Source organism: Mesorhizobium sp. M0563 (genome assembly GCF_040321065.1).
In the GTDB taxonomy this organism is placed as follows: Bacteria; Pseudomonadota; Alphaproteobacteria; order Rhizobiales; family Rhizobiaceae; genus Mesorhizobium.
In genome coordinates this window covers 112648-136398 of the sequence record NZ_JAMYQV010000006.1, presented here as the reverse complement: position 1 = coordinate 136398, position 23751 = coordinate 112648, and the positions used below count along the sequence as shown (strand labels likewise).

Annotated in this window: 25 protein-coding genes; 14 read left to right on the top strand and 11 right to left on the bottom strand. The window is 63.3% G+C overall.

Features of this window, described 5'->3' with window-relative positions; all coding sequences use genetic code 11:
• Positions 1 to 39: 39 nt before the first annotated feature.
• The 5 genes from NKI50_RS10850 to NKI50_RS10830 form a co-directional block, all read right to left on the bottom strand.
• On the bottom strand, positions 40 to 1365 hold the full coding sequence (locus tag NKI50_RS10850; protein WP_352716496.1) for a bifunctional folylpolyglutamate synthase/dihydrofolate synthase: 1326 nt from the start codon (positions 1363 to 1365) through the stop codon (positions 40 to 42).
• A 62-nt stretch (positions 1366 to 1427) separates the two neighbouring features.
• Positions 1428 to 2354 carry an acetyl-CoA carboxylase, carboxyltransferase subunit beta gene (gene accD / locus NKI50_RS10845; protein ID WP_023718290.1) on the bottom strand — a complete coding sequence of 309 codons (927 nt, stop codon included), beginning with the start codon at positions 2352 to 2354 and terminating at the stop codon, positions 1428 to 1430.
• Positions 2355 to 2449: 95 nt separating this feature from the next.
• On the bottom strand, positions 2450 to 3289 hold the full coding sequence (trpA, locus tag NKI50_RS10840) for a tryptophan synthase subunit alpha (protein ID WP_352484473.1): 840 nt from the start codon (positions 3287 to 3289) through the stop codon (positions 2450 to 2452).
• 2 nt (positions 3290 to 3291) lie between these two features.
• Complete coding sequence (gene trpB / locus NKI50_RS10835; RefSeq protein ID WP_023718292.1) at positions 3292 to 4542, bottom strand: tryptophan synthase subunit beta; 1251 nt, start codon at positions 4540 to 4542, stop codon at positions 3292 to 3294.
• Between the two features lie 33 nt (positions 4543 to 4575).
• On the bottom strand, positions 4576 to 5235 hold the full coding sequence (locus NKI50_RS10830) for a phosphoribosylanthranilate isomerase (protein WP_352484498.1): 660 nt from the start codon (positions 5233 to 5235) through the stop codon (positions 4576 to 4578).
• A 167-nt stretch (positions 5236 to 5402) separates the two neighbouring features.
• Here NKI50_RS10830 and NKI50_RS10825 point away from each other — a divergent pair, with 167 nt between their 5' ends.
• Positions 5403 to 5621: a hypothetical protein gene (locus tag NKI50_RS10825; protein ID WP_023718294.1), complete on the top strand. Its 219-nt coding sequence runs from the start codon at positions 5403 to 5405 to the stop codon at positions 5619 to 5621.
• A gap of 9 nt (positions 5622 to 5630) precedes the next feature.
• Here the strand turns inward: NKI50_RS10825 and NKI50_RS10820 are convergent, their stop codons facing one another.
• The 4 genes from NKI50_RS10820 to NKI50_RS10805 form a co-directional block, all read right to left on the bottom strand.
• Positions 5631 to 6389, bottom strand: a complete 759-nt coding sequence (locus tag NKI50_RS10820; protein WP_023718295.1) for a M48 family metallopeptidase — start codon at positions 6387 to 6389, stop codon at positions 5631 to 5633.
• A 97-nt stretch (positions 6390 to 6486) separates the two neighbouring features.
• Positions 6487 to 6963 (bottom strand): DUF2852 domain-containing protein, encoded by a 477-nt coding sequence (locus tag NKI50_RS10815; RefSeq protein WP_352495238.1) that lies wholly within the window; start codon positions 6961 to 6963, stop codon positions 6487 to 6489.
• Between the two features lie 116 nt (positions 6964 to 7079).
• Positions 7080 to 8222 carry a benzoate/H(+) symporter BenE family transporter gene (locus NKI50_RS10810; RefSeq protein WP_352484470.1) on the bottom strand — a complete coding sequence of 381 codons (1143 nt, stop codon included), beginning with the start codon at positions 8220 to 8222 and terminating at the stop codon, positions 7080 to 7082.
• A 4-nt stretch (positions 8223 to 8226) separates the two neighbouring features.
• Positions 8227 to 8997, bottom strand: a complete 771-nt coding sequence (locus NKI50_RS10805; protein ID WP_352591209.1) for an alpha/beta hydrolase — start codon at positions 8995 to 8997, stop codon at positions 8227 to 8229.
• 214 nt (positions 8998 to 9211) lie between these two features.
• Here NKI50_RS10805 and infC point away from each other — a divergent pair, with 214 nt between their 5' ends.
• From infC to NKI50_RS10770, 7 genes are all read left to right on the top strand, one after another.
• Complete coding sequence (gene infC / locus NKI50_RS10800; protein ID WP_023677573.1) at positions 9212 to 9748, top strand: translation initiation factor IF-3; 537 nt, start codon at positions 9212 to 9214, stop codon at positions 9746 to 9748.
• 202 nt (positions 9749 to 9950) lie between these two features.
• The gene (locus tag NKI50_RS10795) at positions 9951 to 10592 is read left to right on the top strand and encodes a methyltransferase family protein (protein WP_023718299.1); all 642 of its coding nucleotides are present in this window, start codon (positions 9951 to 9953) and stop codon (positions 10590 to 10592) included.
• A gap of 178 nt (positions 10593 to 10770) precedes the next feature.
• The gene (gene rpmI / locus NKI50_RS10790; protein WP_006201248.1) at positions 10771 to 10974 is read left to right on the top strand and encodes a 50S ribosomal protein L35; all 204 of its coding nucleotides are present in this window, start codon (positions 10771 to 10773) and stop codon (positions 10972 to 10974) included.
• 147 nt (positions 10975 to 11121) lie between these two features.
• Positions 11122 to 11523: a 50S ribosomal protein L20 gene (rplT, locus tag NKI50_RS10785; protein WP_006201247.1), complete on the top strand. Its 402-nt coding sequence runs from the start codon at positions 11122 to 11124 to the stop codon at positions 11521 to 11523.
• A 96-nt stretch (positions 11524 to 11619) separates the two neighbouring features.
• Positions 11620 to 12705: a phenylalanine--tRNA ligase subunit alpha gene (gene pheS, locus NKI50_RS10780; RefSeq protein WP_023718300.1), complete on the top strand. Its 1086-nt coding sequence runs from the start codon at positions 11620 to 11622 to the stop codon at positions 12703 to 12705.
• A 106-nt stretch (positions 12706 to 12811) separates the two neighbouring features.
• Positions 12812 to 15220: a phenylalanine--tRNA ligase subunit beta gene (gene pheT, locus NKI50_RS10775; protein ID WP_352484468.1), complete on the top strand. Its 2409-nt coding sequence runs from the start codon at positions 12812 to 12814 to the stop codon at positions 15218 to 15220.
• Between the two features lie 39 nt (positions 15221 to 15259).
• Positions 15260 to 15862: a nucleotidyltransferase family protein gene (locus tag NKI50_RS10770; protein ID WP_352484467.1), complete on the top strand. Its 603-nt coding sequence runs from the start codon at positions 15260 to 15262 to the stop codon at positions 15860 to 15862.
• A 268-nt stretch (positions 15863 to 16130) separates the two neighbouring features.
• On the opposite strand, the gene NKI50_RS10765 is transcribed toward NKI50_RS10770, so the two are convergent.
• Positions 16131 to 17126: an aldo/keto reductase gene (locus NKI50_RS10765; RefSeq protein WP_023718302.1), complete on the bottom strand. Its 996-nt coding sequence runs from the start codon at positions 17124 to 17126 to the stop codon at positions 16131 to 16133.
• A 105-nt stretch (positions 17127 to 17231) separates the two neighbouring features.
• On the opposite strand from NKI50_RS10765, the gene NKI50_RS10760 reads away from it, so the two are divergent.
• From NKI50_RS10760 to NKI50_RS10740, 5 genes are all read left to right on the top strand, one after another.
• Positions 17232 to 18122 (top strand): LysR family transcriptional regulator, encoded by an 891-nt coding sequence (locus NKI50_RS10760; RefSeq protein WP_352484687.1) that lies wholly within the window; start codon positions 17232 to 17234, stop codon positions 18120 to 18122.
• Positions 18123 to 18182: 60 nt separating this feature from the next.
• Positions 18183 to 18761: a cytochrome b gene (locus tag NKI50_RS10755; RefSeq protein WP_352484688.1), complete on the top strand. Its 579-nt coding sequence runs from the start codon at positions 18183 to 18185 to the stop codon at positions 18759 to 18761.
• A 68-nt stretch (positions 18762 to 18829) separates the two neighbouring features.
• Positions 18830 to 19405: a YceI family protein gene (locus tag NKI50_RS10750; protein WP_352484690.1), complete on the top strand. Its 576-nt coding sequence runs from the start codon at positions 18830 to 18832 to the stop codon at positions 19403 to 19405.
• A 154-nt stretch (positions 19406 to 19559) separates the two neighbouring features.
• Positions 19560 to 20546: a Gfo/Idh/MocA family protein gene (locus NKI50_RS10745; RefSeq protein WP_352484691.1), complete on the top strand. Its 987-nt coding sequence runs from the start codon at positions 19560 to 19562 to the stop codon at positions 20544 to 20546.
• Between the two features lie 59 nt (positions 20547 to 20605).
• The gene (locus NKI50_RS10740; protein WP_352716492.1) at positions 20606 to 22264 is read left to right on the top strand and encodes an FAD-binding dehydrogenase; all 1659 of its coding nucleotides are present in this window, start codon (positions 20606 to 20608) and stop codon (positions 22262 to 22264) included.
• Positions 22265 to 22330: 66 nt separating this feature from the next.
• Here the strand turns inward: NKI50_RS10740 and NKI50_RS10735 are convergent, their stop codons facing one another.
• The gene (locus NKI50_RS10735) at positions 22331 to 23077 is read right to left on the bottom strand and encodes a GntR family transcriptional regulator (RefSeq protein ID WP_352591855.1); all 747 of its coding nucleotides are present in this window, start codon (positions 23075 to 23077) and stop codon (positions 22331 to 22333) included.
• 100 nt (positions 23078 to 23177) lie between these two features.
• On the opposite strand from NKI50_RS10735, the gene NKI50_RS10730 reads away from it, so the two are divergent.
• Positions 23178 to 23732 (top strand): autotransporter, encoded by a 555-nt coding sequence (locus NKI50_RS10730; protein WP_352716490.1) that lies wholly within the window; start codon positions 23178 to 23180, stop codon positions 23730 to 23732.
• Positions 23733 to 23751: the final 19 nt, after the last annotated feature.

The window sequence follows — 23751 nt, the reverse complement described above, 5'->3', positions numbered from 1 at the left end:
ATAGGTGTGGCGTCATCATGGCCCGGGTGGAGGCACGCCTCAAACCGGCGGTGTGCCGTTTTCGGCCAATACCGCACCGGCCAGGTAAAGCGATCCGCCGATCAGGATTCGCGGCGACGGTCCGTCCCACGTGTCGCGCAGCAGCATCAGCGCATTGGCGACGGAACTGACGGGTTCGGCCGACAGGCCGGCCTCGATGGCGCGCGTCGCCAGTTCGTCGTTCGGCACGCCCGCGTCGCTCGTGCTCACCGGCACGGTGTAAACGTGCCGCACCAGCCCTTTGAAGGCACGGAAATAGCCGCTTTGGTCCTTGGTGTTGATCATGCCCGAGATCAGGAACAGCGGCCGCGGGTTCTTTTCCTCTTGCTCGGCCAGCGCCTCGGCGACGACCACGCCAGCGCCGGGATTGTGGCCGCCGTCGAGCCAGATGTCGGCGCCCTTCGGCGCCAGTTCGCTCAGCCGGCCCTGAGGCAGCTTTTGCATGCGGCCCGGCCAGGCGACATTCGTCATCGCCTTCTCGGCGGCGCGGTGGCTGATCTCGAAGCCCGCCGCCTTGACCGCTGCGATCGCCGCTGCCGCATTGGCGAATTGATGGCGCCCCGGCAGGCGCGGCGGCGGCAGGTCCATCAATCCGTCTTCGTCCTGATAGACCATGCGGCCGTTTTCCTCATAGGCGAGGAAATCCTGGCCATAGACGAAGGCGGGGCAGTCGAGCCGTTCGGCGGTTTCGATGAGCACCTGCTGCGCCGTCTCGCTTTCCTGCGCGCCGATGACGACCGGGCATCCACGCTTGATGATGCCGGCCTTTTCGGCGGCGATCAGTTCAACGCGGTCGCCGAGATAGGCTTCGTGGTCGAGCGAGACCGGCATGATCACCGACACGGCCGGCTCGGCGATGACATTGGTGGCGTCGAATCGGCCGCCAAGGCCGACCTCGAGGATGACGGCATCGGCCGGATATTCGGAAAACAGCACGAAGGTGACTGCGGTGAGGATTTCGAACACGGTGATCTTCTGGCCTTGATTGGCCTTGGCGACGCGGGCGATGGCTTCGGCGAAGACCTTGTCGTCCACCAGCCTGCCGCCGCCATCGGCGGCCAGTCGGTAGCGCTCATGCCAGTTCACCAGATGTGGCGATGTGTGGACATGGACGCGGTAGCCGGCGGCTTCGAGCAGCGCCCGTGAAAAGGCGGCACAGGAGCCCTTGCCGTTGGTGCCGGCGATGTGGATGACCGGCGGCAGCTGGTCCTGCGGGCTGCCGAGGCGCTCGAGTAGCCGCGAAATGCGGTCAAGCGAAAGGTCGAAGCCCTTCGGGTGAAGCGCCATCAGGCTTTCGATTTCGCGGTCGGCGGCAAGCGTGGTCATGAAGGAATCCTAAGCGTGCGCACAACGGCACACAACAGCCGCCCGCGCCGCATGATGTCGTGTCAGGCTTGCGGCCTGGCCTCGACCGGGATCACCGACGGCGGCAGGATTTCCGGCTCCTGCGATTTTTGCTCTTCCGGCAGCTTGAGCAGCATTCTCAGCAGCCGCGCAATCGTCTGGCGCATCTCCAGCCGTGACACCACCATGTCGACCATGCCGTGTTCCATCAGATATTCGGCGCGCTGGAAGCCGTCGGGCAGCTTTTCCCTGATGGTCTGCTCGATGACGCGCGGGCCGGCAAAGCCGATCAGGGCGCCGGGCTCCGCAATGTGCACGTCACCCAGCATGGCGTAGGAGGCGGTGACGCCGCCGGTCGTCGGGTTGGTCAGGACGACGATGTAGGGAAGGCCGGCCTCCTTCAGTCTGTCGACGCCGACCGTGGTCCGCGGCAACTGCATCAGCGACAGGATGCCTTCCTGCATACGGGCGCCGCCGGAGGCCGCAAACAGGATCAGCGGCCGCTTGCGCTGCAGGGCGACCTCAAAGCCATGCACTATGGCGTCACCGGCCGCCATGCCGAGCGAGCCGCCCATGAAGGCAAAATCCTGCACCGTCACCACCACCGGCAGGCCTTCGACGGTACCCAGCGCATTGATAATGGCGTCTTCCATGCCGGTCTTGGCCTTGGCATCCTTCAGCCGGTCTACATAGCGCTTCTCGTCGCGGAACTTGAGTGGATCCTGCACCACCTTGGGGTTTTCCAGCGTTTCGTATTTGCCGTCGTCGAGGAAGAACTTCAGCCGTTCCTTGGCCGATATCTTCATATGGTGGCCGGAGGACGGGATGACGAACTGGTTCTGCTCCAGATCCTTGTGGAACACCATTTCGCCGGTCTCGGGATCCTTGATCCACAGGTTTTCCGGCATGTCGGTGCGGCGGCCGAGCATCGAATTGATCTTCGGGCGGACGTAATTGGTGATCCAGTTCATCGCTTCGGCTCCTGTCCTTACGAAGAGTTAGACCATGATCCCGAAAAGTGGAAACCGGTTTTCGGCAAAGATCATGGTCAGCCAGATGATCAAGACTATTCGGCGGCAGCAAGGCGAGCCGCGCGAACCCCTTGCGACAGCCCGCTGACCAGCGTGGCGACAGCTTCTGCCGGATCGGCGGTCTTTTCGCCCTTCGGCCCGAGCACGTTGGCGACCGCATTGACGATCGCCGTGCCGACGACGACGCCGTCGGCCGAGGCACCGATGGTGCGCGCCTGCTCGGCGGTCTTGACGCCGAAGCCGACGCAGACGGGCAGGTCGGTATGGCTCTTGATGCGCTTGACCGCTGCCGCCACCTTGCCGGTGTCGGCCAGCGCCGAGCCGGTAATGCCGGTCATCGAGACATAGTAGACGAAGCCCGACGTGTTCTGCAGCACCTTGCGCAGGCGCTTGTCGTCGGTGGTCGGGGTCGCCAGCCGGATGAAGTTGATGCCGGCCTTGAGTGCCGGGATGCAAAGCTCCTCGTCCATCTCCGGTGGCAGGTCGACGACGATCAGCCCGTCTATGCCGCTGGCCAGCGCGTCGCTCAGGAAGCGCTTGACGCCGTAGATGTAGATCGGATTGTAGTAGCCCATCAAGACAATCGGCGTTTCATTGTCGCCGGCGCGGAATTCCGAGGCCATCTTCAGCGTCTTGACCAGGGTCTGGCCGCCCTTCAGCGCCCGCAGGCCGGCCGCCTGGATCGCCGGGCCGTCGGCCATCGGATCGGAAAACGGCATGCCGAGCTCGATGATGTCGCTGCCGGCGCCAGGCAGCGCTTTCATGATCGACAGCGACGTGTCGTAGTCGGGGTCGCCGCCCATGAAATAGGTGACGAGTGCCGGTCGGCCTTCGGCCTTCAGCTTCGCCATGCGGCGGTCGATACGGGTGGTCATGATCAGATCTCCATGCCCAGCATATTGGCTACCGTATGCACGTCCTTGTCGCCGCGGCCGGACAGATTGACGATGACGATCTGGTCCTTGTCCATATCAGGCACGATCTTCACCGCCTGCGCGATGGCGTGGGCGGATTCCAGCGCCGGAATGATGCCCTCGACGCGCGTCGTCAGCTGAAACGCCTCCAGCGCCTCGTCGTCGAGGATCGGCACATAGTCGACGCGGCCGGAATCGCGCAGCCACGAGTGCTCTGGCCCGACGCCAGGATAGTCGAGCCCGGCCGAGATCGAGTGGCCGTCCATGATCTGGCCGTCGGCGTTCTGCAGGAGGTAGGTACGGTTGCCATGCAGCACGCCGGGCGCGCCGGCACTCATCGAAGCGCAATGCTCGATGCCATCGAGGCCGCGGCCGCCGGCTTCGACGCCGATGATGCGAACCTCTTTGTCGTCGAGGAAGGGATGGAACAGGCCGATGGCGTTGGAACCGCCGCCGACACAAGCGATGATGGTGTCCGGCAGCCGGCCTTCCTGCTCGAGGATCTGGGCGCGCGCCTCGGTGCCGATCACCGACTGGAAGTCGCGCACCAACTCCGGATAGGGGTGGGGGCCGGCGGCTGTGCCGATCAGGTAGTAGGTGTCCTCGACATTGGTCACCCAGTCGCGCAACGCCTCGTTCATGGCGTCCTTCAGCGTGCCGTGGCCGGCGGTCACCGGCCGCACTTCCGCGCCCAGAAGCTTCATGCGAAAGACGTTGGGGCTTTGCCGGGCGACATCGGTCGCGCCCATATAGACGATACAGGGAAGCCCAAAGCGCGCCGCCACTGTAGCGGAAGCGACGCCATGCTGGCCGGCTCCGGTCTCGGCGATGATCCTCGTCTTGCCCATGCGCTTGGCGAGCAGGATCTGGCCGAGGCAGTTGTTGATCTTGTGCGAGCCGGTGTGGTTCAGATCCTCGCGCTTGAAATAGACCTTTGCGCCCCCGCCGAGGCCCTTCGCTGCGGAAACCTCGCGAAGATGCCTGGTCAAGCCTTCGGCGAAATAGAGCTTCGACGGCCGCCCGGCGTAATGCGTCGAGAGATCGGTCAGTTCGGCCTTGAAGTCCGGATCGTTCTTGACCTCGTTCCAGTGCCGCTCCAGCTCAAGGATCAGCGGCATCAGCGTTTCGGCAACGAAACGACCGCCAAAAATGCCGAACATGCCCTGCTCGTCGGGGCCGGTGCGGAAGGAATTCGGTATCGCCGGCTTATCCATCGCCGATCTCCTGGTCTGTGGTTTGAAGCGTGGTCAGGCGGCGCGGTTGTCGCGTGCTGCCCCGACGGCCCGGAAAAATTGTTCGATCAGCGCCGGTTCCTTGACCCCCGGCGCGCTTTCCACGCCCGAGGAAAGATCTATTCCGGGCGGGTTCGCCAGCCGAAGGGCGTCGCCGATATTGCCGGCATTGAGCCCACCGGAAAGCATGTAATCGACGCCGGCGTCAAGGCCGGCCAGAATGCGCCAGTCGAAGGCAAGACCGTTGCCGCCCGGCAGTTCCGAACCCTTAGGCGGCTTGGCATCGAACAGAAAGCGGTCGGCAATGCCGATGAAGGGTTTAACCCGCTCGAGATCGGCAGCCTCGCTGACCGGCAGTGCCTTCATCACCGGCAAGCCGTAGCGCGCCTTCACCTCAGCCACCCGGTCGGGCGTTTCGGCGCCGTGAAGCTGCAGCATGTCGGGCTGCATTTTTTCGACGATCTCGTCCAGGAACGCGTCGCTGGCGTCGACCGTCACCGCAACCGCCTTGGTCTTGCCGCGCGCCGCTTCGCGCAGGCGGCCGGCTTCCACCGGCTCGACATAGCGCGGGCTTTTGGCAAAGAAATTGAAGCCGACATGGCTGGCGCCGCCGGCCAATGCCGCGGCCAGTGCCTTGTCAGTCTTCAATCCGCATATCTTGATGTCCAGCGCCATGGCGCGGGATTGGCACGAAACGACCAAAGAGTCGAGAAAAAGCATCCTGTTTGCCGCCGGCGCGGAACGCGCTACCTTGCTAATGTAAGAGCGGAACGCGCCACCTTGCTAATATAAGAGCGCAACGCGCTACCTTGCTCAGGCACAAAGGCGGGAGAACAAAGACCATGCCGGAAAAGACCGTCGCGGAACTCAGGCAAAAGCTGGCGCAGGCCCATGAGGTCATCGCTCATTTGATGGACAAGGCAGCCTTCAACGGCGCGGAGGCGCATCGGGCGCTGGCTTATTTCAGCAACGATGGCTTCGAGAAGGATTTCCTGCCCTGGCCGCGCCATGTCGACGAGGGATTGCGGCCGGAGGAGTTGAACGCCGCCAACGACGATTGAATCGGACAACTACTCGAACGTGATCGCCTGCAGCGCGCCGCCATTGCGCTTGAGCCAATCCTTGCAGCGCTCGGTGTCCGGGCACAGCTGCTCGCATAATTTCCAGAATTTCGGGCCGTGGTTCATCTCCTTGAGATGCGCCACCTCGTGCGCCACGAGGTAGTTTATCACCGGCCGCGGCGCCATCATGATGCGCCAGGAAAACGACAGATTGCCGTCCGACGTGCAGGACCCCCAGCGGCTCGACGTATCCTTGAAGCGGATCGCCTTGGCGCGCTTGCCGACCGCAGCACTGTGCTTGGTCACCAGCGCCTCGATCTCGCGCTTGGCTTCGCGCTTGAGGAAATCGGCGATGCGGCGCGGCAGATGCAGGCGCTCACCGTGCACGATCATCAGCGGACCGCGCTCGTCGCGCGACAGCGTGACTGTACCGCGTTTCGACGGTTCATGGACGATGCGATGCGGCACACCGCGCACCGGTATCTTGATGCCGGGCCGCACCTGCGGCCGGTTGGGCACCTTGGCCAGCCTTTGCTCCAGCCAGTCCTGATGACGGTCGAGGAATCTTTCCACCTCGCCGCGCCGCAGCCCCGGCGGCACGGTGATGCGCAGGCCGCGGCCGCCGGAATCGATGCGCAGCGTCAGGCGCCGCGCCCTGTCGTTCTCGACGATCTTGAGCGGCAGCGTGCGGCCGGCAACGCAATGCTCGCGCTCCACGACGGGCGTGGGCTTGGGTTTCGTCGGGGTGCGAAAGAAGCCGAAGGACATTCCGGGACGATACGTGATTCGAGGGAAACGACTAGAACAAAAAAGAAACGGCGCCGCTGACGCGACGCCGTTGGATTATCTATCTGGGCACGGGACGTTACTCGTCGAGCAGGCCTGGCGTGGACTTGCCGGTGGTTTTGTTGTTCGTCGTCGACCCGGTCGTGGGAGACGTCGACTTGTTGCGGTTGGCCATGAAACGATCGAACTCTTCCTGGTCCTTGGCGCGGCGCAATTCGCGGGCATATTCGTCGAACTCGCTCAGCATCTCGTCGAGCTTGCGGCGTTCCTCGGCAAGCCGCTCGAGTTCCTTTTCGCGCCAGTCGTCGAAAGCGACGTTGCCGGTGCGGGCGGAGCCATGGCCCCAGCGCGCGGCCTTGTCGGAACCGCGGCGGCAGCCGGCGAAGATGCCGTCGGTGGCGCGGTTGACGTCACGCTTGAAGCCGTCGAGCCGGTCGCCCCAGATGATGTAGGCGAGCATGGCGAAGCCGAGCGGCCAGAACACCATGAACCCGATCACCATCAGCGCGATGGTCGCCGGCGTCCAGGCCGGACGGATCAATGCAGATGTGTTCATTTCTCCCAATCCTTCAGTTGGAGACAGCCAAATCCGGCTGCGTGGAATCGAAATGGGATGGAGAAAACGGCGATTCAAGACAGCAACCGCCAAAACCGGACAAGCGGCTGAAATGATTATCGCTTTTTGAGCATTTCAAGGAAAAGCACGACCAATCCGGCGATCAGGCCCCAGAACGCCGCACCGACGCCGAACAGCGTCAGCCCCGATGCGGTGACGGCGAAGGTGACGGTAGCGGCCATCCGCTCGTCCTCGTCTTTCAAGGCGATCGACAGCGCATTGGCGAGCGGTGCCATCAGCGCCAGGCCGGCGACCAGCGCGATCAGGCTCTGCGGCAATACGGCGAAGATCGCCACCAGCGAGGCGCCGAACAGGGCAAAGACAAGATAGGCCAGCGCGTAGAACGGGCCGGTCTTCCAGCGCTCGGCCGGATCAGGATGCACGTCGGGTCCGGTGCAGATCGCCGCCGAGATCGCCGCCAGATTGGTCGTCGAGGCGCCGAACGGCGCCGTCAGCAGCGAAAACAGGCCGGTGACGCCGATCAGCGGCCCGGGTTCGGGATGATAGCCGGCTGCCCTCAGCACGGCGAGGCCGGATAGGTTCTGCGAGGCCATGGTGACCAGATAGAGCGGCAATGCCAGGCCGATGATCGAAGCGGCGGTGAACTGCGGCATTACCAGCGTCAAGCTCGAGAGTTCCGGTGCCGGCAGACCGCCGACCCGGTCGGTAAGAAAGGCCGCGAGACCGCCGCCGATCAGCACCAACAGCACCGACAGCGCCGGGTTGAACAGGCGGATGACGAAGAAGACCGCAACCAGCGGCAGGATCAGCCAGGGGTCGACGGGCACGGTCTTCACCGCATTGATGGCGAAGGTTACGACGATGCCGGCCAGCATTCCGGACGCGACCGAAGCCGGTATTCTGGCGATCAGCTTGGTCAATGGCCCGAACAGGCCGGTGGCGACCAGCAGGACCCCGGTGACGATGAAGGCGCCAACCGCCTCGCCCATCGAAAAGCCGGTCGATGCGGCGATCAGCGCGACGCCCGGCGTCGACCATGCGGTGATGACCGGCATTTTCGTGCGCCACGACAGCCACAGGCTCTCGATGGCCATCGCCAGGCAGAGTGCCGTCACCCAGCTTGCGGTCTCGACCTGCGTTGCGCCGACCGCCTTGGCGGCGGCAATGACGATGGCCAGCGTACCGCCGAAGCCGACGATCGCCGCCACAAAGGCGGACACCGGAATGGAAATGCGCATGTCTCTATCCCGCCTGCCGCACCATCGCGTCCACCGCCCGCACCAGCATATCGAGATCCTGAGGTCGCGACAGGCGGTGGTCGCCGTCCGGAATGAGCGACAGCGTGACGTCGTCGGCCGGCAGCAGGCCGACCAGCTTGAGCGCATGGCTCGACGGCACGTCGGGATCGGCCAGGCCTTGCAGGATATGGACCGGACAGTGCGTGTCGACCGGCCCGGTCATCACCCGGTTGCTGCGGCCGTCCTCGATCAGTGCGCGGGTGTAGATGTACGGTTCGACGGAATAGTCCGACGGCTCTTCGAAGAAACCCTTTTTCCTGAGGTCGCGCTTCTGCGCCCCAGTCAGCACCGGCTCCACCAGTTCGAACGTGAAATCGGGCGCCGGGGCCAGCAGCACAAGGCCGGCGACGCTGTTCTCGCCCGCCTTACGCAATTCCTGCACCATGCGCAGCGCGATCCACGCGCCCATCGACGAACCAACCAGGATTTGCCTGCCCTGGGTGAAGCGGCGGAAAACCGCCAGGCTCTCGCCCAGCCATTTCGAGATGGTGCCGTCGGCAAAGGCGCCACCCGATTCGCCATGGCCGGAATAATCGTGGCGCAGGAAGGCCCGGCCGTCTTTGCGCGTCCATTCCGACAGGGTTTCGGCCTTGGTGCCCAGCATGTCGGATTTGTAGCCGCCAAGCCAGACGATGCCGGGCTCGGCACCTGCCGCATGCCTGACGGCGATGCTCGTCCCGTCGACGTCTAGGAAGATCGGGGTGGTGGTGCTCATGGTGTATTCCCTCGCGCCGGTCTTTTGGCACAAGCGGGGGTTCAACGAAAAGTGCTCTGTTACTTTCTTCGCTTGGTGCAGAGGAGCATTCATCGAGCAGGTGATTTCCTGAGAATGCTGTGCTATTGACTCCGGCCGCGCGCTCACCACATTGCGCGTTCGCAATTCTGAACTGAAGAACCCCTTAACGAAACGGCTCAAGGAGACCACGACCATTCGCAGACCTTTCAAAGCAGCGGCGCCCACCAAGGAAGGCCCGCGCTCCAACCGTGATATCCGGGTTCCCCGGGTCCAGCTAATCGACGCCGAAGGCCAGAACCGGGGCGATGTCTCCATCAACGACGCATTGCTGCTCGCCGAAGAGGCTGGGCTCGATCTGGTCGAGATATCGCCCAATGCAGTGCCGCCCGTCGTAAAGATCCTCGATCTCGGGAAGCTGAAATACGCCAACCAGAAGAAGGCGGCCGAGGCGCGCAAGAACCAGAAGGTCATCGAGATCAAGGAGATCAAGATGCGCCCGAACATCGACAGCCACGACTATGAGACCAAGATGAAGGCCGTCCGGCGCTTTTTCGAGGAAGGCGATAAGGTCAAGCTGACATTGCGCTTCCGCGGTCGCGAGATGGCGCACATGGAACTCGGCATGCAGCTTCTGAATAAGGTTCGCGAGGAAGTGGCGCCCATCGCCAAGGTCGAAGCCGAACCGAAGCTCGAAGGCCGCCAGATGATGATGGTGCTGGCGCCCCGCTAAAGCGCGTTGCGCTTTAGTTCTGTTTTGTGCATGTCGTTGTCCCAAAACCGCTGCGCACTTTTGGGCGACATGCATTAAATCCGCCTGAATCATGTTGCAAGGCGTCCCGGCGATCGGCGGGGCGCCTGTTTTCTTGGCCAGACGCTGCGATCGCCGGCGAGAGCAACGACGCTCTGGTTCCCTCGACGATCGGATTCCCGACATGGTCAATGAAGTCAGATACGCGCAAGTTAAGCACGGGCTTGGCAGCTACCAGCATATGCGCAGGATGGTACTTGCCGTTCTCATCATGGTGATGTTCGCGGCGCTGCTGTTCGGCCAGTCGGTTTTCCCTCCCGATACGCCAGTGCATGAAACGATCGAAATGGTCGGCGTCGTGCTGATCTTTCTCGGCATCGTCGGGCGCTTGTGGTCGACGCTTTACATCGGCGGACGCAAATCCTCCGAAGTGGTGACCGGCGGACCCTATTCGATCACGCGCAACCCACTCTACCTTTTCTCCACTTTAGCTGCCGCTGGTGTCGGCGCACAGATCGGCTCCATCGCGGCCACGATCGGCTTTGGAGCGCTCTGCGCGGGTGCCTTTTACATCGTTATCCTGCGCGAGGAGAAATTCCTCAAGGAGGTTCTCGGCGCGCCATACCAGGCCTATCTGGCGAAAGTGCCGCGCTTCTTCCCGAAACTGTCACTGTATCAGGAAGGCGACACCGGCAGCTTCAAGCCGCGCCTGCTGCGAACCACGTTACTGGACGGGCTGGTGTTCCTCCTTGCCTTGCCGGCTTTCGAACTGATCGACGGCGCCCAGCAGTCGGGCATATTACCGGTGCTGTTCCGTTTCCCCTGAGCACTACAAGGTTGCTGAGCGCTGGGTGTTGCGCGCGCCCTCGCTTTGACGTATATGACCGCGTTCCAAAAAAACCGCCCGGCAGGGCATGCCGTGGCGGTTTCATTTGCTTTTCGGGCTTTGGTCGGACTGAAGCGAACAAAAAGCGCATTGGTGCGCATATAAACGGAGTAGCAAAATGCCCAAGATGAAGACCAAATCGGCCGCCAAGAAGCGGTTCAAGATCACAGGTACGGGTAAAGTTCTGTCGGCTGCGGCCGGCAAGCGTCACGGCATGATCAAGCGTTCCAACAAGTTCATTCGAAATGCCCGCGGCACGATGGTTCTGGCTGAACCGGATGGCAAGAAGGTCATCAAGAATTTTCTGCCGAACGGCCTCTAGGGCATGATGCCAAAAAGTTGCAAACTTTTTGGAAAACATCATGCGCCAAATAAGGGCATTCGGTCTGGACACGCATTTGTTTTACGCAATTCCGAACGGAAAACCGCTAGGCACTTTTCCTGGAATTGCTTTTAAGGAGATCATGACATGGCACGCGTAAAGAGAGGCGTCACCTCGCACGCCAAGCACAAGAAGGTCCTGAAAGCCGCCAAGGGTTTTTACGGCCGCCGCAAGAACACCATTCGCATCGCCAAGCAGGCGGTGGAAAAGTCGCTGCAGTACGCCTATCGCGACCGCAAGAATCGCAAGCGTTCGTTCCGCGCGCTGTGGATCCAGCGCATCAATGCGGCGACGCATGAGCATGGCTTGACCTATGGCCGTTTCATCGACGGTCTCAACAAGGCCGGCATCGAGATCGATCGCAAGATCCTGTCGGACATGGCCATCCACGAGCCGCAGGCTTTTGCCGCACTCGTGGCCAAGGCCAAGGTCGCGCTCGAATACCTCAAGAACACCACGCCGAACGCTTTTGAAAGCGCTGTCGCTTAAGACCAGCGCTTCCCAAGCTATTCGACACTTGATTTGGGAAACCCGCGCTGGCAGGGCTGGCGCGGGTTTTTCTTTGCTTCCAATCGGGTCTGGAACATGAGTGACATGGAAACTCTCGAAAATTCCCTGATGGCCGAGATCGCCTCTGCCGCCGACGAGCAAGCAATCGAGGCGGTGCGTGTCTCTGCCCTCGGCAAGAAGGGTTCGGTCTCCGAGATACTGAAGACACTCGGCTCGATGAGCGCCGAGGAGCGCCAGGTCAAAGGCCCGGCAATCAACGGCCTCAAGAACCGCGTCACCGAGGCACTTTCGGCCCGTCGCGCCGAGCTGAAAGATGTGGCGATCACGGCACGGCTTGCCGCCGAGAAGGTCGACGTCACCTTGCCGGTGCGACAATCGCCGGCCGAGCGCGGCCGCATCCATCCGATCAGCCAGGTTATCGACGAGATCGCGGCGATCTTCGGCGATCTCGGCTTTGCCATCGCCGAAGGTCCCGACATCGAGACCGACTATTACAATTTCACCTCGCTGAACTTCCCGGAAGGCCACCCGGCGCGCGAGATGCACGACACCTTCTTCTTCCAGCCGGACGAGCAGGGCGAACGCAAGCTTTTGCGCACCCACACCTCGCCGGTGCAGATCCGCACCATGGAGATGCAGAAGCCGCCGATCCGCATCGTCATTCCTGGCAAGACCTACCGGCAGGATTCCGATGCCACCCACTCACCGATGTTCCATCAGGTCGAGGGATTGGTGATCGACAAATCGGCCAACGTCGCCAACATGAAGTGGGTACTGGAGGAGTTCTGCAAGGCCTTCTTCGAGGTGCCGAGCGTCAAGATGCGCTTCCGGCCGTCCTTCTTCCCGTTCACCGAGCCCAGCCTCGAGGTCGACATCCAGTGCGACCGTTCGCGGCCGGGCGAGGTGCGCTTCGGCGAAGGCTCAGACTGGCTGGAGATCCTCGGCTGCGGCATGGTCCACCCCAATGTGCTCCGTTACGGCGGGCTCGATCCCGACGAATATCAGGGCTTCGCCTGGGGCATGGGCATCGACCGCATCGCCATGCTGAAATACGGCATGCCCGACCTGCGCGCCTTCTTCGACGCCGATGTGCGCTGGCTGTCGCATTACGGTTTTAGGCCGCTCGACATGCCGACGCTGTTTGGCGGGCTAAGCGCGTGACAACCGGGCCGCAGCAAATCCGCGGGCAGCTAGCCTTCCTGCACATGTCCGACGCGCGGCCGCATAGCTTCAAGCCCAGCGTGCCCAGACCAGACGGAACACAGTCATGAAACTTACCCTCTCCTGGCTCAAGGATCATCTCGAGACCGATGCCTCGCTGGCGGAAATCGTCGAACGTCTCACCTCGATCGGCCTCGAGGTCGAGCATGTCGACGACCGGGCGAGCTTGAAACCTTTCGTCATCGCCAAGGTGCTGACGGCAGTCCAGCATCCCGACGCCGACCGGCTGCGCGTGCTGACCGTCGACACCGGCGACGGCAGGGCGCCGGTGCAGGTTGTCTGCGGCGCGCCGAACGCCCGCGCGGGCCTGATCGGCGCCTTTGCAGCACCCGGCACCTATATTCCCGGCATCGACGTGACGCTGACCGTCGGCAAGATCCGCGGCGTCGAAAGCCACGGCATGATGTGCTCCGAGCGCGAGCTCGAACTGTCCGAGGAGCATGACGGCATCATCGACCTGCCGGCCGATGCGCCGGTCGGCACCAGTTTCGCCGCCTATGCCCATCTCGACGATCCGCTGATCGAAATCAATCTGACGCCGAACCGGCCGGATGCGACCAGCGTTTATGGCATCGCCCGCGATCTGGCGGCGAGCGGGCTCGGCACGCTGAAGAGCGCGCCGATAGAGCCGATCCCCGGCAAGGGCGAGACGCCGGTCAAGGTGACGATCGAAGCGCCGGAGCTCTGTCCCGGCTTTGCGCTGCGCCTGGTGCGCGGCGTCAAGAACGGACCGTCGCCGAAATGGTTGCAGCAAAGGCTTCTCGCCATCGGCTTGAGGCCGATCAGTGCGCTGGTCGACATCACCAATTATGTCACCTTCGATCGCGGCCGGCCGCTGCATGTCTTCGACGCTGCGAAGGTCACCGGCAATCTCACCGTGCGCCGGGCACGCGACGGCGAAAAGGTGCTGGCGCTCGACGGCCGCGAATACACGCTGACGCCGGAGATGTGCGTCATCGCCGACCAGGATGGTATCGAGTCGATCGCCGGCATCATGGGTGGCGAGCATTCCGGCTGCGACGAGAACACCACCGACGTGCTGATCGAGTCGGCACTTTGGGACCCGATCGCCACCGCCCGCACCGGCCGCACGCTCGGCATCATCACCGATGCACGCTACCGCTTCGAGCGTGGCGTCGACCCGGAAATGATGATTCCCGGTGTGGAGCTGGCGACGAGGCTGGTGCTCGATTTCTGCGGCGGTACGCCGACGCAAACCGAAGTCGTCGGCTATGCCGGCCATCGGCCGAAGATCGTCTCGTTCCCATTGTCGGACGTGAAGCGGCTGACCGGCATCGAAGTGCCGCGCTCGACGAGCCTCGACATTCTTGCCCGCCTCGGCTTCAAGCCGGAGGGCACGGGCGATGTCGTCAATGTGGCGGTCCCGTCCTGGCGGCCGGATGTCGACGGCAAGGCCGACCTGGTCGAGGAGGTCATGCGCATCCACGGCGTCGACAATATCGCGCCGCAGCCGCTCGGCAGCCACGACGCGGTCAACGCCAAGATCCTGACTGTGCTGCAGATCCGCACCCGCGCCGCCAAGCGGGCACTTGCCGTGCGCGGCATGATGGAGGCCGTCACCTGGTCGTTCATTCCGGCAAAACACGCCGATTTGTTCGGCGGCGGCCAGCAGGCGCTGAAGCTTGCCAACCCGATCGCCGCCGATATGTCGGACATGCGGCCGTCGCTGCTGCCGGGCCTGATCGCGGCCGCGCAGCGCAACGCCGACAAGGGCATCGGCGATGTCGCGCTGTTCGAAGTGTCGGGCACTTACGAGGGCGACGGCGCCGACCAGCAGCGGCGTGTTGCCGCCGGCGTTCGGCGCGGCACCGCCAAGCTCGAGGGCTCCGGCCGCCATTGGGCAGGCAATGCCGGCGCCGTCGGCGTCTTCGATGCCAAGGCCGACGCCATCGCTGCACTCGAAGCCTGCGGCGCGCCGGTCGAGCGGCTGCAGATCGAGGCCGGCGGCCCGGCCTGGTATCATCCCGGCCGGTCCGGCACGATCAAGCTCGGGCCGAAGGTCGTGCTCGGCACGTTCGGCGAATTCCATCCGAAGACGCTGGAGGGGCTTGACGTCTCCGGTCCGCTTTGCGGGTTTGAGGTGTTCATCGATGCCGTGCCCGAGCCGAAGGCCAAGCCGACGCGGACAAAGCCGAGGCTCGATCTGTCCGCCTTCCAGGCGGTCAAGCGCGATTTCGCCTTCGTCGTCGACAAGGCGGTCGAAGCCGGCACACTCGTTCGCGCCGCCCTTGCCGCAGACCGGAAGCTGATTTCCGGCGTCTCGGTGTTCGATGTTTTCGAGGGTGCAGCGCTCGGCGCGGCGAAGAAGTCGATCGCCATCGAAGTTTCGATCCAGCCGGTCGAAAAGACGCTGACCGACGAGGATTTCGAGGCGCTGGCCAAGCGCATCGTCGAGAATGTCGGCAAACAGACCGGCGGCGTGCTGCGCGGCTGAGGGATTGCGGACGCATGGCGAATCGCCCTCCAAAGGGCGATGAACCATTTGCGCTATTCAGGGCTGCCCTTCGAGGAACAGCGTGCAGCCTTTCTCGATATCGTCTCGGCCGATCCGCTGGTCGGCGAGACGCTGTCGCGGGTACGGGCGCTCGACCTCCCCGACTGGCTGGTCGTGTCCGGCGCGCTTTACAACAGCGTCTGGAATCATCTGACGGCGAAGCCTTCGGGATATGGCATTCGTGATGTCGATCTGTTCTATTTCGATGAGAGCGATCTGTCTTACGAGGCCGAGGACACGGTCATCCGCCGGGCGGCGAAGCAGTTCGAAGGACTGACGCTGCCGGTCGAAGTGCGCAACCAGGCGCGGGTGCATCTGTGGTTTGAGGCGCGCTTTGGCGGTTCCTATCCCAGACTGTCGTCGTCCGCCGAGGCGCTGTCCTATTTCGCTTCGAAAACCCATGCGGTCGGCGTTAGATTCGGCACCGATGGGCAACTCGCGCTCGTGGCGCCGTTCGGGCTCGACGACATCTTCTCGTTTCGCGTTACCCCGAACCGTGCACTAGATAATCAGCAGACGCACGAGATGAAGGGCGCGCGTGCGAGGGAGAACTGGCCGGAGATCAGTGTCGTGCCTTGGTAGGAAATGTCGGCGGGACAGCACCCCCCTCTGTCCTGCCGGACATCTCCCCCTCAAGGGGGGAGATCGGCAGCTTCGGCGATCCGCTCGCTCCTGCAACGTCCGTGATTGGCGAAAGCCGAGGTGACGTCCAATCTCCCCCTTGAGGGGGAGATGTCCGGCAGGACAGAGGGGGGTGCCTCGCGCCAATATCTCGCAATTATTTGCATTGCGGTGCGACCGAAAACGGGGCGCCGAAACGCCCCGTTTCGATTACGCCGTCGATCGCCGTTCAACCGTTGACCAGGGCCAGCAGCTCCTCGGTATAGCGCTTGCCGACCACCTTTTCCGGCGACAGCGCGTCGCCGATGGACGCCACTTCGGCCTGGCTCAGCACAATATCGGCTGCCGCCGTATTCTGCTCCAGATGGCGGATTTTTCGCGCGCCGGGGATCGGGACAATGAAGTCGCCCTGATGCAGCACCCAGGCGAGCGCCAGCTGCGCCGGCGTCACGCCCTTCTCGGCGGCCATCTTTTCCAGCACGGCGACGACCGCCGCATTGGCCGCCATGGCGTCGGCCTGGAAGCGCGGCAACCCGCGGCGCCAGTCGTCGGCGCCGAGAACATCGGGCTTGGCGATCGTGCCGGTGAGCAGGCCGCGGCCGAGCGGGCTATAGGGGACAAAGCCGATGCCGAGCTCGCGACAGACGGCAAACACCTCCTCCTCCGGATCGCGGCTCCACAGCGAATATTCGCTCTGCACCGCGGCGATCGGATGCACCGCATGCGCCCGGCGGATGGTCGCCGCACTCGCCTCCGACAGGCCGAGCGCCCGCACCTTGCCCTCGCGCACCAGCTCGGCCATGGCGCCGACCGTATCCTCGATCGGCACGTTGGGATCGACGCGGTGCTGGTAATAGAGGTCGATGACCTCCGTATCCAGCCGCTTCAACGACGCTTCGGCAACCGCCTTGACGTGTTCCGGGCGGCTGTCGACGCCGGCCATGCGCTCCATGCCGCTGCCTTCTTCCAGGATTTTGAAGCCGAATTTCGTCGCAATCGTCACCTTGTCACGCACCGGCTTCAGCGCCTTGCCAACCAGGATTTCGTTCTCGTAGGGGCCATAGACTTCGGCCGTGTCGAAGAAATTGACGCCGATGTCGACAGCGTGGCGCAGCGTGGCGATCGCGTCCGCCTCCGGCTGGCCACCATAGGCAAAGCTCATCCCCATGCAGCCGAGGCCGACCGGGTAGACGTCAAGTTCATTGCCGAGCTTGCGGGTTTGCATCACGTATCTCCTTGTTGTGATGGTTGTGATGCCGCAGAGATAGCGTCTTGCGCTGCGTTCGATAATCGGCTCTAATTTGCACAGGCTGTTCCAAAAAATAGATCAATGAAGCGAACCCATCTTTCACAGCTCGCTGTACTGGCAACGGTCGCCCAATGCGGCAGTTTTCGCGGCGCGGCCAAGGAACTGGCAATCGCGCCATCGGCGGTCAGCCACGCGGTTTCCAGCCTCGAAGCGCGCCTCGGCGTGCGCCTTCTGGCGCGCAGCACGCGCAGCGTCGCTCCGACCGAGGAGGGCGCGCAGCTGCTCGAGCGCCTCAGGCCGGCGCTGTCGGAGATCGACCTGGCGCTGGAATCGGCGATCGAGGCGCGCGACCGGCCGGCCGGCAATCTCAGGCTGACCGTGCCGCGCACCGCGGCCCACCTGACGCTGACGCCAAGGCTCGGCGCCTTTGCCGCTGCCTATCCCGACATCGTGCTGGAGATCGTCATCGAGGACCGCTTCACCGATGTGGTCGAGGGCGGCTTCGATGCCGGCGTGCGGCTGGGCGAGAGCCTGCAGCGCGACATGATCGCCGTGCGCATCGGGCCGGACCTTCGCGGCGCAGTCGTCGGCGCGCCATCCTATTTCGAGACCATGCCCAAGCCGCAGCATCCGCGCGATCTTGCCGGTCACCGCTGCATCCGCTTCCGCTTCTCCAGCGGCATTCTCTATCGCTGGGAATTCGAGAAGAACGGCGAGGAGATCGAAATCCCGGTGAAAGGGCCGCTGATCCTCGACGAGGACCATCTGATTGCCAACGCCGCGGTCGACGGCGCCGGGCTCGCCTTCGTGTTCGAGGACTATGTCCGCGACGCGCTCGCCGCCGGCAAGCTTGTTCGCGTGCTGGAGGACTGGTGCCCGCTTTTCGACGGCTTCTTCGTCTATTACCCAAGCCGCCGCCAGATGCGGCCGGCGCTCAGGGCCTTTGTCGATTTCTTCAAGGTCGGCGAGTAAGCCAACCCTCCCCATACGGGAGAGGTGGAAGAAAGCCGACCTGGCATTCGTTCACCGACCATGTCAGCACTGCCCAAAAACCAGGCCACCGGCTACGGCTGGACGGCGATCATCCTTCACTGGCTGATCGCGGCGCTCTTTATCGGCCAGTTCGTGCTCGGCTTCGTCATGGTGCGACTGTCCAGCCAGCGCACCGCCTTCGAACTGATCCAGCTGCATAAATCCTTCGGCTTCCTGCTGCTTGGGCTGGTCATCCTGCGCATCGCCTGGCGCCTTGGCAGACCGGCCCCGCCGCTGCCGCGCTCGGTCGGCCCGTTCGAGCGCCGCATCGCGCCACTTGTCCATCTTGCGCTTTATGCGTTTCAGCTCGCTCTGCCGCTGTCCGGCTGGGCGCTGGTCTCGGTCTCGGTGCTGGAGATCCCGAGCGTGCCGTTCAATCTGTTTGTTATGCCCAATCTGCCGCTTGGCGAATCGGACGTGGCTGAAAGCTTCTGGGCAGCGACGCACTGGTATCTCGCCTATGCCGGCATCGGACTTGTCGCTTTGCATCTGGCCGCGGCGCTGCGTCATCATTTCTGGCTGAGGGATACCGTGCTGATGCGCATGATCACGGCTTCGTCACATCGCGACACGGAATAGAGCGGGCGGCTCATTCGTTCATGGGGCGAGGACGCAAGAAAGCGTTGCCTGCCAAGAGGACCATTTCCATGTACGCGCGCATCTTCGGATTTGCGGCAGCCGCCGCTTGTTTTGCTATGCCTGTTTTCGCCGCCGTCGCCCTTGGCGACGCGGCCGGCAGCTACACCATCAGCCCGGGGAGTTCCAGCATCCACTTCTCGATCGGCAAGCTCGGCGGCGGAGGGCTCGACGGTGCTTTCTCCCGCTTCAAGGGCAGTATCCTCATCGACAACAGCGATGTCGGCCGGTCCCAGGTCAATTTCACCATCTTCCCCGAAAGCGTCGGTACCGGCCAAAGTCGCATCGACGCCTTTCTTCGCTCGGACGCGGTTTTCGACGCGGCCAACAATCCGGAGATCCAGTTCCGTTCGACCAGCGTCAAACGCACCGGCGCCACGTCAGCCCTTGTCACCGGCCGGCTGACGGCGCGCGGCAAGACCTTTCAGGAAAAGTTCACGGCCGAGCTCGGCGGCCTCAGGGCGGGCACGATAAAATTCCATGTCACCGGCAAGGTGTTGCGGTCGCGCTACGGCATGGATGTCGGCACGCCGATTTACTCCAACGTCGTCGACTTCGACATGACGCTGACGGGTAGAAGGGGATAGTCTTTGCAGGACCTGGGTTCGTCGCCCCCGCAAGAGCAGCGCCGGCATCCGGAAAAGCCGCAGATGATCGCCCTGTTCGCCGCCAGGCTCCCGCATTGGCTTTTCTCCTGAATTAGGGCAAACCTCAAGGCCTGCAATCGAGAGGAGAAATCTGATGTTCCGATGGGGTGTTTTGTCGACGGCCAAGATCGGCCGCGAGCAGCTTTTGCCGGCAATCGTCGAGGCGGAGAACGGCGTGCTGTCGGCGATCGCCAGCCGCGATCTGTCGAAAGCCCGGGCACTGGGCGAACGCTTCGGCGCGCGCCACGCTTTCGGCTCCTATGAGGAGCTGCTCGCCTCCAGCGACATCGACGGCGTCTACATTCCGCTGCCGACCTCGCAGCATGTCGAATGGACGGCCAAGGCGATCGAGGCCGGCAAGCATGTTCTGGTCGAAAAGCCGCTGGCGCTCGATGCCAAGGATATTCCGCCGCTGATCAAGCTGCGCGATGCCAGGAAGGTGCTGGTCTGCGAAGCTTTCATGGTCGTCTACCATCCGCAATGGATCAAGGTGCGCGAGCTGATCGCCAACGGCGCCATCGGCCGGCTGCGCCATGTCCAGGGCGCGTTCTCCTATTACAATGTCGACCCCAACAACATGCGCAACAAGCTCGATCTCGGCGGCGGCGCGCTGCCCGACATCGGTGTCTACCCGACGGTGTCGACACGCTTTTCGACGGGCAAGGAGCCGCTGCGCGTCCAGGCGACGATCGAGCGCGACAAGACGTTCGGCACCGACATCTATTCCTCGATCCGCGCCGATTTCGGCGATTTCGAGCTGTCGTTTTACCTGTCGACGCAGATGGCGGCACGCCAGGTGATGGTGTTCCACGGCGAGAAGGGATTCATCGAGGTGTTCTCACCGTTCAACGCCGGGCTCTATGACCATCACCGCGTCGAGCTGCACAACCAGAACCACAGCGAGGCGCAGGTATTCCGCTTTCCCGGCACGCAGCAATACCGGCTGGAAGTCGAGGCCTTCGCGCGGGCGGCACAGGGCGGCAAGGACCGCGTTTTCACCCTGGAAGAATCGGTGCTCAACCAGAAGGTCATCGATGCCATCTTCCGCGCCGGCGAGAAGGAAGGCTGGGAGACAGTCTAGGCCGGCCATGATCCCAAAAAATGAGGGACCGGTTTTTGGACGAGATCATGGCCAAATAGATGCCAAACGACGCGGATGTGATCATTGTCGGCGCCGGCCTTGCCGGTCTTGTCGCGGCGGCCGAACTGACTGAGGCCGGCAAGAAGACAATCATCGTCGAGCAGGAGCCGGAGCAGTCGCTTGGCGGCCAGGCGTTCTGGTCGCTCGGCGGCATCTTCCTTGTCGATTCGCCCGAACAGCGGCGCATGCGCATCCGCGATTCGTATGAGCTGGCGCTCGAGGATTGGCTGGGCACTGCAGCCTTCGACCGCACGGAAGATCTCTGGCCGCGCCGCTGGGCTGAGGCCTATGTCGGCTTCGCCGCCGGCGAGAAGCGCTCCTGGCTCATGCAGCGCGGCCTGAAATTCTTTCCGGTGGTCGGCTGGGCCGAGCGCGGCGGCGGCAATGCCGTCGGCCACGGCAATTCGGTGCCGCGCTTCCATGTCACCTGGGGCACCGGGCCTGGTGTGCTCGAACCGTTCGTGCAGCGCGTGCGCGAGGCCGAGAAGCGCGGGCTGATCAGCTTCAGGTTCCGTCACCGGGTCAACGAATTGAGCCGGGCGGGTGCTGCCGTCGACGGCGTGCGCGGCGACATATTGGCGGCGAGTGATGCCGAGCGCGGCCGCAAGAGCTCGCGCGAGATCACAGCCGATTTCGAGTTGAAGGCGCAGGCCGTCATCGTCGCCTCCGGCGGCATCGGCGCCAATCACCAGCTGGTCCGGGAGAATTGGCCGCAGCGGCTGGGTGCGCCGCCGAAACGCATGATCACCGGCGTTCCCGACCATGTCGACGGCCGCATGCTGGCGATCGCCGAGGCTGCCGGCGGCAGGCTCATCAACCGCGACCGCATGTGGCACTATGTTGAGGGCGTCAGGAACTGGGCACCGATCTGGACCGATCATGCGATCCGCATTCTGCCCGGCCCGTCATCGCTGTGGCTCGATGCGCGCGGCAAACGCCTGCCGGTGCCGCTCTATCCCGGCTTCGACACGTTGGCCACGCTCAGCCACATCATGAGCACCGGATACGACTATTCCTGGTTCATCCTGACCAAAAAGATCATCCAGAAGGAGGTCGCGCTGTCCGGCTCCGAGCAGAACCCCGATCTGACGGGGAAAAGCTGGCGCCAGGTGCTTGGCCGTGCCACCAGCGGCGTGCCCGCGCCGGTCAAGGCGTTCATGGAGAAGGGTGAGGATTTCATCGTCGAGCCCGAACTGCCGGCGCTGGTCGCCCGCATGAACGCACTGGCCGGAGGCGAGCCGCTGCTCGAACTGGCGCAGGTCGAGCGCGAAATCCGCGCCCGCGACCGGCAGCTCGACAATCCGTTCTCCAAGGACATGCAGATCACCGCGCTGCGCGGCGCGCGAGCCTATCTCGGAGACCGGCTGATCCGTACCGCAAGACCGCACAAGCTGCTCGATCCCGCCAATGGCCCGCTGATCGCCGTCAGGCTCGGCATCCTGACCCGCAAGACGCTCGGCGGGCTTGAGACGGACCTCGACAGCCGCGTGCTGGGCGCCGGCGGCCAACCGGTCGAAGGGCTGTACGCGGTGGGCGAGGCCGCCGGTTTCGGCGGCGGCGGCATGCACGGCTATGCAGCGCTCGAAGGCACGTTTCTCGGCGGCTGCATCTTTTCCGGCCGCAGTGCCGGACGAGCGGCGGCGCGAGCGGTGAGGTGAAACAAGGCCCGCCGGCAGTCGTTGCGCCAAGGGTGGCGGGGTCGCACCGATTGGCCAAACCGCCCTCTAAGCGAAGGGCTGCAAATTGACGTCTTGAAGCTTGGAACCGGCAAGCAAAGCCTCGAGCACCTGCTTCTTCAAAAACAGGCACTGCGCACGAGCAAGTTTCACGATGGCCGAAACGTCGCCTGCCTCGCAGGCAAGAACCAGTTCCTTTTGCTGGGCGATGATCAACTGGGTGAAGTCGCGCGACTTGAAGCCCAGGTGGAGAACCCGCGCCGACTGGTCGAGTATCTGGTCCAGTAGATGCGCCAGTCGTAAATTTCCCGAGAGCTCCGCCAGGGCCAGACGAAAAGCACGATCGGCCGCAAGGAAGGCAATGTGGCTGCGTAGCGTCTCCGGCTTCAGCACTTTTTTCGCTGCCAGCCTGATATCCTCCAGCCCGCGCTCGGTCATGTTCGATGCCGCCACCCTGAACACTTCCGGCTCGATCAAGCTGCGGACATCGAAGATCTCGTTGACGTCCCGCAGACTGAGCGTCGCAACGACGTAGCCGCGGCGCGGCTCGCTCCTGACCAGCCCTTCCTGCATCAGGCGGGCCAACGCCGCGCGGATGGTCGCCTTTTTGATCAGGTATCGATCGCCGATCTGTTTCTCGGTCAGCGCTTCGCCGGGGCGCAGCACGCAGGCAATGATGTCGTTCCTCAGCTGCTCATATGCCTGTTCCCTGCGAAGGACGTCGGCGGCTGACAGTGCTGTCGCCTCGACCGTGGCCGGTCTTGCCGGTTCGGCGGTCAACTTCGTCGTTTTCATATTCTGTCCGTCTGGCTGTCCCGTTGACGCTGGCCTCAGCATTCGCTAGCGTGAGCATCTCAGATTGTAAATCTGAGCATTTCAGGGAGGATAAACTGATATGCCTTTGCCCGCCAACTCGCCTCTCTACGCCGTTGCCGACAATATCGTCAATGCCGCGAAGGGGCCAGATCCCCTCGAAGCGGTAAGGGCGGTCCTGGGCGACTACACCAACCGTTTTCACGCATCGGGAACACTCGCTCACGAAGAGGACGACGACGAGGTGCTTCTGCATGCGGGCCCGAACCTGACGATCTATCACATCACGCTGTCGCCCGGCCTTCAGTACCCGCCTCATAACCACCTGATGGATGCCTTGATCGGCATCTACAAGGGCAGCGAGACGAACTTCATCTATCCTGTTGCCGGCAGCGAACTCGATGTCCCCGAAAGGCAGGACATCGCAGCGCCTGCCGTGGTGCACATGGCGTCAAATACCGTGCATTCGGTTGCGAATACCGGCAGCGCGCGATCAGGTGCGCTGCATGTCTATCTCGGCGATCTCACACGAACCCACCGGCAGCTGTGGAGCCCGGAAAGCAACCAGGCCGAGCCGTTTGACAATGATCGCTACCTGGCCGGCGCACGGCCCATTCAGCAGTCCGGGCGCGAATGAGCGCAGAGGCGTCGCTGGC

Excerpts from the sequence above, each read along its gene's own strand:
- pheS (WP_023718300.1), top strand. The coding sequence starts at position 11,620 with ATGAGTGACATGGAAACTCTCGAAAATTCCCTGATGGCCGAGATCGCC.
- NKI50_RS10795 (WP_023718299.1), top strand. The coding sequence starts at position 9,951 with ATGGTCAATGAAGTCAGATACGCGCAAGTTAAGCACGGGCTTGGCAGC.
- NKI50_RS10735 (WP_352591855.1), bottom strand. The coding sequence starts at position 23,077 with ATGAAAACGACGAAGTTGACCGCCGAACCGGCAAGACCGGCCACGGTC.
- NKI50_RS10765 (WP_023718302.1), bottom strand. The coding sequence starts at position 17,126 with ATGCAAACCCGCAAGCTCGGCAATGAACTTGACGTCTACCCGGTCGGC.
- trpA (WP_352484473.1), bottom strand. The coding sequence starts at position 3,289 with ATGACCACCCGTATCGACCGCCGCATGGCGAAGCTGAAGGCCGAAGGC.
- NKI50_RS10740 (WP_352716492.1), top strand. The coding sequence starts at position 20,606 with ATGCCAAACGACGCGGATGTGATCATTGTCGGCGCCGGCCTTGCCGGT.
- NKI50_RS10805 (WP_352591209.1), bottom strand. The coding sequence starts at position 8,997 with ATGAGCACCACCACCCCGATCTTCCTAGACGTCGACGGGACGAGCATC.
- rpmI (WP_006201248.1), top strand. The coding sequence starts at position 10,771 with ATGCCCAAGATGAAGACCAAATCGGCCGCCAAGAAGCGGTTCAAGATC.
- NKI50_RS10750 (WP_352484690.1), top strand. The coding sequence starts at position 18,830 with ATGTACGCGCGCATCTTCGGATTTGCGGCAGCCGCCGCTTGTTTTGCT.
- accD (WP_023718290.1), bottom strand. The coding sequence starts at position 2,354 with ATGAACTGGATCACCAATTACGTCCGCCCGAAGATCAATTCGATGCTC.
- trpB (WP_023718292.1), bottom strand. The coding sequence starts at position 4,542 with ATGGATAAGCCGGCGATACCGAATTCCTTCCGCACCGGCCCCGACGAG.
- NKI50_RS10745 (WP_352484691.1), top strand. The coding sequence starts at position 19,560 with ATGTTCCGATGGGGTGTTTTGTCGACGGCCAAGATCGGCCGCGAGCAG.
- NKI50_RS10770 (WP_352484467.1), top strand. The coding sequence starts at position 15,260 with ATGAACCATTTGCGCTATTCAGGGCTGCCCTTCGAGGAACAGCGTGCA.
- NKI50_RS10760 (WP_352484687.1), top strand. The coding sequence starts at position 17,232 with ATGAAGCGAACCCATCTTTCACAGCTCGCTGTACTGGCAACGGTCGCC.
- pheT (WP_352484468.1), top strand. The coding sequence starts at position 12,812 with ATGAAACTTACCCTCTCCTGGCTCAAGGATCATCTCGAGACCGATGCC.
- NKI50_RS10830 (WP_352484498.1), bottom strand. The coding sequence starts at position 5,235 with ATGGCGCTGGACATCAAGATATGCGGATTGAAGACTGACAAGGCACTG.
- NKI50_RS10825 (WP_023718294.1), top strand. The coding sequence starts at position 5,403 with ATGCCGGAAAAGACCGTCGCGGAACTCAGGCAAAAGCTGGCGCAGGCC.
- NKI50_RS10820 (WP_023718295.1), bottom strand. The coding sequence starts at position 6,389 with ATGTCCTTCGGCTTCTTTCGCACCCCGACGAAACCCAAGCCCACGCCC.
- NKI50_RS10755 (WP_352484688.1), top strand. The coding sequence starts at position 18,183 with ATGTCAGCACTGCCCAAAAACCAGGCCACCGGCTACGGCTGGACGGCG.
- NKI50_RS10810 (WP_352484470.1), bottom strand. The coding sequence starts at position 8,222 with ATGCGCATTTCCATTCCGGTGTCCGCCTTTGTGGCGGCGATCGTCGGC.
- NKI50_RS10815 (WP_352495238.1), bottom strand. The coding sequence starts at position 6,963 with ATGAACACATCTGCATTGATCCGTCCGGCCTGGACGCCGGCGACCATC.
- rplT (WP_006201247.1), top strand. The coding sequence starts at position 11,122 with ATGGCACGCGTAAAGAGAGGCGTCACCTCGCACGCCAAGCACAAGAAG.
- NKI50_RS10850 (WP_352716496.1), bottom strand. The coding sequence starts at position 1,365 with ATGACCACGCTTGCCGCCGACCGCGAAATCGAAAGCCTGATGGCGCTT.
- NKI50_RS10730 (WP_352716490.1), top strand. The coding sequence starts at position 23,178 with ATGCCTTTGCCCGCCAACTCGCCTCTCTACGCCGTTGCCGACAATATC.